This is a genomic window from Dokdonella sp. (assembly GCF_039926425.1).
In the GTDB taxonomy this organism is placed as follows: Bacteria; Pseudomonadota; Gammaproteobacteria; order Xanthomonadales; family Rhodanobacteraceae; genus Dokdonella_A.
In genome coordinates, this window is the sequence record NZ_JBDSWZ010000225.1 from 1 (window position 1) to 7256 (window position 7256).

Here is a 7256-nt window from a genome sequence, read left to right on the forward strand (position 1 = left end):
CGAGTTGATGCACGACGGCAAGGTGATCCGTTCGGTGATCCAGTACTGAAGCGTCGCTTGAGGATCCTGCTCGCGCAGGTTGTTTTGAACGTTTTCCAGATGGCCGCATCCAGCGGCCGCTGATCCACACCGGGAGGCACCATGGCTGTTGCAATTCATCCCGCCGTCGATGGCGGCGTCAAGAAAGGGGCTGGCGATTCGTTTGCCGGCGGCACGTTGGTCTGCTTGTGCGCGACAAAACAGGTCAAGGTGACCGTCGGCGCGCAGACCGCACACAACCATGTCTGCGGCTGCACGCAGTGCTGGCGTCCGAAGGGCGTGACCTTCTCGCAAATTGCGGTCGTGTCGAAGGACAAGGTCACGGTCACCGAGAATGGCGACAAGCTCGCGCCGGTCGACACGACCAAAGCGCTCATCCGTCACGCGTGCAAGGAATGCGGTGCGCACATGTACAGCCGCATCGAGAACACCAAGCATCCGTTCTACGGTCTCGACTTCGTGCATACCGAACTGTCGAAGGAAACCGGCTGGTCCGAGCCGACCTTCGCCGCGTTCGTCTCCTCGATCATCGAGGCAGGCCAGGATCCGGCCAACATGGGTGCGGTACGCGCGCGCCTGACGGAACTCGGCCTTGCGCCGTATGACTGCCTGTCGCCGCCGCTGATGGATGCGATCGCGACGAACACCGCCAAACAGTCGGGCGCCCTCAAGGCCTGACCGAAGAACCCGTGTGGCCTCGTCATCAGGGTTCACACCCGATGCGAGGCCACCCGATTCGATGAATGCCCCTGCCTCGCTGAAGATCGCGATCGCCGACGACCACGCGGTCGTCCGCACCGGTTACCGGCGCCTGCTCGAACTCGACGACGACGTCGAAGTGGTCGCCGAGTTTGCCGACGGCGAGAGCGCGTACCGCTGGCTCGGCAACCATCGTGCCGACATCCTGATTCTCGACCTGTCGATGCCCGGACGCGGCGGCCTCGCAACGTTGCAGCGCCTTCGCTATCGCGCGCCCGAACTGCGCGTGCTGGTGTTCACGATGCATGACAGTCCTGCGCTGGCCGCACAGGCGCTTCGCCTCGGCGCGAACGGTTACATCACCAAAAGCAGCGCGCCCGAATCGCTGATCGACGCGATCCACGAAATCCGTGCCGGAGGATGTCCTCTGTCGGGCGAAGTGGCCGACGCGCGCGACTACGAGGTCAAGGCCGACGAATTTCCGCACTGGCAATTGTCGCCGCGTGAATTCGACATGTTCCTGCTGTTCGCGGAAGGTGCAAACGTGGATCAGATCGCCGCGGGTGCGTGCCTCAGCATCAAGACCGTCGCCAATTACCAGACAACAATTCGGCAAAAGACGGGACTCTCCAGCACGCTCGACATGTATCGCTACGCAGAGCGGCACGGGTTGTTGCGCGCCGCCTCTCCGGCACGCAGGCAATAGCCGACTCAACGTTCCTCGGTCATCCGCCCATCGAAATGTGCGATGAGTTGCAAGCCGGGCTTTTCGGCCGAGCCGCGTGCCCTGGCAATATCGAGCTCACCCGCATGCGCCCACACGCGCTCGCGCATGCCTGCAAGGCCATTGCCGTGCTGCACGGCGCTTTCGGAGGAGTCGATCCCCACTCCGTCGTCGGTGAAGCGCCACTCGATCCGTGCGTCGGTCCCATCGACGAGTTCCACGCTGATATGGGTCGCCTGTGCGTGGCGCATCGCGTTGGTCAGCGCTTCCTGGGTCAGCCGGTACAGGGTGAGCGCCAGCTCGTCGGAGACGCGGCTCTCGTCGATCGCGAAACGGAAACTGAAATCGACGTCCTGCCCGGGGCGGTTGCGCCAACTCTGCACGAGATCGCCGAGCAGGCGCCGCAGCGAAATGCGCTCGTTGCCATCGCGCAGCTCGCGCGGGCGCAGGCGTCTGAGCAAGTTGCGGATGCCAACATGCAGCCGTTCGCAGTGCGCGGTCAATTCCTGCGCCACCGCCTGCGTGTCCGGCTCCCCCGCGGTCTGCCGGGTCAGCCACAGAGCATCGGCGCGCATCGCGGTCAGCGTCTGGCCGAACTCGTCGTGCAGTTCCCGCGCAATGCGCGCGCGTTCCTCTTCCTGCGATGTCAGCAGCTTCAGGCTCAGCATCCGGCGTGCGTCCTGCGCTGCGCCCAACGCCGACGCAAGATGGTTGAGTGCGCCTCCGATCGTGTCCATTTCGCGCAGCTGCAGTGAAGGCAGCCGGTGCGAAAAATCATTGCGTTCGTAGTGGTCGATCGCGTCGAGGATCGGTCGCATGGGTGCCAGCGCGCGATTGACCGCCCAGTACACCGCGACCAGCATGGCCAGCGCATACCCGAGCAACACGACCAGCATGCCGATGATGTTGTCGAGCGATTCCTGCTGCTCGCTGAGCGGGTTGAGTTGCAGGGTCGCGCGTAGCGTCGTGCCGTCGGCACGCGCTATGTCCCAGGACCCTGTTTCCTGCGGCTGCGAGCGCGTCACGCCCGGCGCAAGTCGCGCGAAGAATCCGCGCAGGCCGGTCAGCGGCTCAGGCGGCGAAGGCGCCACCAGATCGGTGCCGGCAGCGTCCTGCAGCCGCAATTGAAGATGGCGCAGCGCCGGCGACCGGTTGATTGCTCGCAACACGTCGAGATGGGTGGCGATGTCCGCCGGTGGTGCATCCTTGAGCGCATTGAGGCGGTCGAAGAGACGCGCGACCTCGGTGGCTCCACCCTCCTCGCGTTCGATGTCGAACTGCGCCCGCCACAGCGCCAGAGCGAGTGCGCCGACGAGAATCGCAAGGGACACGGCGGCAATCCGCGCCATCAGGAATCGCGACATCGACATGCTCGGGCGGCCTCCACTGAATTCGGGAAAAACTCCTATGGCAGTCGCTGCGCCGCATCCTTAACGTGGGCGGGATGCGGCGCGCCATTCGGCGAGCCGACGATGCAACGCGACCGCGATCCAGCACAAGGGGAACATCGATGCACCCGTCCTTTCATCGCCTCACGACACTGCGGCAGTCGCCGCTCGCGCTGGCACTGGCCATCTCGATGCTCGGTGCTGCACCGGCCATTGCAGCGGACGCGCCGCCCGACAAGGGCGAGGACGTGACGACGCTCGATCTGGTCAACGTCGTCGGCGTTTCGCCAGTGGCCGGTACCGAGATTGCCGCCGGGAAGCTTCCTTACAACGTGCAGTCGGTCAACGACGATGCGCTGTCGCGTTCGCAGACGCTCGATCTCACCGATTTCATGAACCGGCATCTCGCCGGCGTGAGCACCAACGGAGCGCAGAACAATCCGTTGCAGCCGGATGTGCAGTTCCGCGGTTTCACCGCGACTCCGTTGCTGGGCGGGTCCGAAGGGATGTCAGTCTATCTCGACGGTGTTCGCGTCAACGAGGTGTTCGGCGACACGGTCAACTGGGACCTGATCCCCGAAGGTGCCATCGAGCGCATGAGCCTGCTCGCCGGTGCGAATCCGGTGTTCGGACTGAACACGCTCGGCGGCGCGATCTCGATCCAGACCAAAACCGGATTCAGCGAACCGGGCACGAATTTCGAGTTTTACGGCGGATCGTTCGGCCGCACCAACACGAACGTCGAGACCGCCGGCAACAGCGGCCAGTGGGGCTGGTACCTGCTCGGCAACCGCTTCGATGAGGACGGCTGGCGCGACCAGTCGCCATCGAACGCAAAGAACTTCTACGGCACGCTGTCGTGGCGCGGCGAGGGCGCGACGTTCGACCTGCATCTCGGACACGCCGACACGGATCTCACCGGCAACGGTGCCGCGCCGGTCGAGGAGCTGGCGCAGAACTGGCGCAGCATCTTCACCGCGCCGGACGAAACCTCGAACAAGATGGACCTGGTCAGTGGCCAGGGCAGTTTCAACTTCAACGATGCGACCAGGCTCTCGTTCACGCTGTTCCATCGCGAGGTCAAGACGCTTTCGTACAACGGTGACGGCAGCGACTTCGAGGAGTGCGAAGACAACGACGATATTCTCTGCGGAGACGATGGCGAACCGATCCTCGACCAGAATGGCCAGCCGGTGTCGTCACAATTCGATGCAATCAACAACATCAGCCACCGGCGGCAGAAGAGCGACGGTGGCACGTTGCAGCTGGCGTTCGACCAGCCGATCGGTGGTCTCGCAAATCAGCTCGTGGTCGGCCTCGACTACACGAACGGACGCCTGCACTTCGATTCGGTGGTCGAGGCGGCAGTTCTGCAAGACGACCTGCATACCTCATCAAATTCGGGCATCTTCATTGCCGAAGACGCGCTGGCGATTCGCAGCGGCACGCGCAGCACGGGCCTCTACGTGACCGACACGCTGTCGATGACCGACCAGCTGGCGCTCACGCTCTCGGGCCGCAGCAATCACACGCGGACGACCATCGAAGATCTGACCGGGGACAATCCCGATCTCAATGGACGTCACAGCTTTTCCCGTTTCAATCCGGCCGCCGGCCTCACCTGGCAGTGGAGTCCGCAGGTCAATTTCTACGGTGGCTACAGCGAGTCAACGCGCGCGCCGACGTCGGTCGAACTCACCTGCTCGGATGAAAACGCGCCGTGCAAGCTGCCAAACCAGTTCCTGTCCGACCCGCCTCTGAAGCAGGTCGTCGCCAAGGGCTGGGAAGGTGGAGTTCGCGGCAAACTCGGCGACGGCGCGTCGGCGACGAACTGGCACCTTGGCCTGTTCCGCACGACGAATACCGACGACATCCTGTTCCAGTCGACCGGCGGCTCGCAATCGAACGAAGGCTTCTTCGCGAATGTCGGCGACACACGTCGACAGGGTCTCGAAGCAAGCATCTCGGGCAGCGCGTTCGACAAGCGTGTGAGCTGGTTCGCCAATTACACGTACCTCGATGCGACTTACCTCACCAGCTTCGCGGAAAACAGCGCCAATCATCCCGACGCGGATGAAGACGGACTGATCTTCGTGTCGCGCGGCGACCACATTCCGAGCCTGCCGAAGAACAGCCTGAAGTTCGGCGCCGACTTCGCGGTGACGCCTTCGCTCAACGTCGGTGGCGACGTCGTCGCCAACTCGGGACAGTACCTGCGCAGCGACGAAGCCAACCTGCTCGGCGAAACCGCGGGCTATTCGCTGTTGAACCTCCGCGCAAACTACACCTTCAACTCGCACGTGAGCGTCTTCGGACGCGTCGACAACGTGTTCGACAAACGCTATGTCACGTTCGGCACGCTCGGGAATGCCAGTGAAGTCTTTCCCGATTTCAGCGATCCGCGTTTCTTCGGACCCGGCCAGCCGCGCGGTGCGTGGATCGGTGTGAAGGTCGCGCTGTAACGACGGGCGGGTGATCAGCGCGGGTCGGAGGCGATCGCTTCGCTGACGTCCGGACGCAAGCCGCGCCGGCGCCGGATCGACGGGAACAACGCCGCCCAGATTCCGACGGCCAGCAAGGTGCCGATCCCGCCGATCAGCGTGGCCGGCACCGCACCGAGCCACGCGGCGAGCAGACCCGATTCGAACTCGCCCAGCTGGTTCGACGTGTTGATGAAGATCGCGTTGACCGCACTGACGCGCCCGCGCATGTCGTCGGGCGTCTCCAGCTGCACCAACGCGCCCCGAATCACCATGCTCACCATGTCGAATGCGCCGAGGGCGAACAGCGCGGTCATCGACAGCCACAACGTGGTCGACAGCGCGAATACCAGTGTGGCGATGCCGAACCCGGCAACCGACGCGAACATGATCCGCCCGACGTGCTGGCGCAGCGCATTCCGCGCCAGCCACACCGACATCGCCAGCGCACCGACCGCCGGCGCTGCACGCAGCAGACCGAGCCCCCATGGACCGGTGTGCAGGATGTCCTGCGCAAAAATCGGCAACAGCGCGGTCGCGCCACCGAGCAGCACCGCGAAAAGATCCAGTGAAATCACGCCGAGGACCACGGGCCGCGCGCGGATGAATATCACGCCGGCAAACACGGTGCGCAGCGTTGCCGGCTCGCGCCTCGGCGGCACGTGGTCGTAGCGCAACATCGACATCGCTGCGATGGCCGCGAGATAGAGCACCGCCGACGTGCCGTAGACGACGCCTGGACCGAGCACGTACAACAATCCGCCGACGGCAGGGCCTGCAATCATCGCAATTTGCGACGCCGATGCACTCGCCGCCATTGCCTGCGGCAGCAGCCGTTCCGGAACGAGGCCGGGCACCATCGCCTGCATCGGTGGAAACTCGAACGCTTTCGCGGCACCGATGATGAACACGAGTGCGAGAATCAGCGTCTCGTCGAGCAGATGCAGCACGCTGCCAATCGTCAGCAGTGCAATCGCAATGCACTCCGCCACCTGGCACAGCACGACCACGCGTCGGCGCTCGAACTGGTCGGCAACGTGGCCCGCCGGCAATGCAAACAGCAGCGACGGCACGAATTGCGCAAGGCCGATCAAACCAAGATCGAGCGCACGATGGGTCATTGAATAAATCTGCCAACCCACCGCGACCGACAGCATCTGGAAGCCGAATCCGGACGCGATGCGCGCAATCCAGAACTGCGCGAATGCACGCTGGTGGCGCAATGCGCCGGAGGGACTGGTCGACTCGCGATCGGACATTCGAATGGAGCGGAAGAAACGATTGCGAAGCGTACCTGCTCCGATCGGATGCGCGCCATGCGGTCGTCGAAGGAGGAGCGTAACGATTGAAGCACGAAGAACACGAAGGCGAGTCGGATCAAGCATCGCAGAAGGCTGGGGGCCAATTTCTGCAATCCCGGCGCACCGGCAGATCGCTCAATCGAAATCGTCCTCTCTTCGTGTTCCGGGTGTCCTTCGCGTTTCAATCGTTCGCTCTTCGACAAACCCACGGCAAAGAAGCGCTTCTTGCTACCATCCGCGCCCCGGCGATCCGCCGGCGTGAAGGAATCGATCGACCGCATGCTGAGCATCGAACAACGCATCGCCGCAGATATCGCCGCACAGCCATCGCAAGTGAAAGCGGCGGTGGAACTCTTGGACGGCGGCGCGACCGTGCCGTTCATTGCGCGCTACCGCAAGGAAGTCACCGGCGGTCTTGACGACATCCAGCTGCGGCTGCTGGAGGAACGGCTTGGCTATCTGCGTGAGCTTGAAGACCGCCGCAGCGCAATCCTCGAGAGCATCGCCGAACAGGGCAAGCTCGACGACACGCTGAAGGCGCAGATCCTCGCCGCCGACACCAAGGCGCGTCTGGAGGATCTGTATCTGCCCTACAAGCCGAAGCGCCGAACCAAGGCGCAGATCG

Annotated in this window: 6 protein-coding genes; 4 read left to right on the forward strand and 2 right to left on the reverse strand. The window is 63.7% G+C overall.

The window, feature by feature from the left end; all coding sequences use genetic code 11:
• The first annotated feature begins 141 nt into the window (after positions 1-141).
• Together gfa and ABIV12_RS12980 are read left to right on the forward strand one after the other, a co-directional pair.
• A complete protein-coding gene (gene gfa, locus ABIV12_RS12975; RefSeq protein WP_348059937.1) occupies positions 142-717 on the forward strand; it encodes an S-(hydroxymethyl)glutathione synthase in 576 nt (191 codons plus the stop codon).
• A gap of 61 nt (positions 718-778) precedes the next feature.
• Complete coding sequence (locus ABIV12_RS12980; protein ID WP_348059939.1) at positions 779-1444, forward strand: response regulator transcription factor; 666 nt, start codon at positions 779-781, stop codon at positions 1442-1444.
• Between the two features lie 5 nt (positions 1445-1449).
• Here ABIV12_RS12980 and ABIV12_RS12985 read toward each other — a convergent pair whose 3' ends face one another.
• Entirely contained in the window at positions 1450-2832 is a 1383-nt protein-coding gene (locus tag ABIV12_RS12985; protein ID WP_348059941.1) for a histidine kinase, read from the reverse strand.
• Between the two features lie 140 nt (positions 2833-2972).
• On the opposite strand from ABIV12_RS12985, the gene ABIV12_RS12990 reads away from it, so the two are divergent.
• A complete protein-coding gene (locus tag ABIV12_RS12990; RefSeq protein WP_348059943.1) occupies positions 2973-5312 on the forward strand; it encodes a TonB-dependent receptor in 2340 nt (779 codons plus the stop codon).
• Between the two features lie 14 nt (positions 5313-5326).
• On the opposite strand, the gene ABIV12_RS12995 is transcribed toward ABIV12_RS12990, so the two are convergent.
• On the reverse strand, positions 5327-6589 hold the full coding sequence (locus tag ABIV12_RS12995) for an MFS transporter (protein WP_348059945.1): 1263 nt from the start codon (positions 6587-6589) through the stop codon (positions 5327-5329).
• Positions 6590-6910: 321 nt separating this feature from the next.
• On the opposite strand from ABIV12_RS12995, the gene ABIV12_RS13000 reads away from it, so the two are divergent.
• Positions 6911-7256: Tex-like N-terminal domain-containing protein (locus tag ABIV12_RS13000; RefSeq protein WP_348059947.1), on the forward strand; the 346-nt coding region annotated here is incomplete at its 3' end.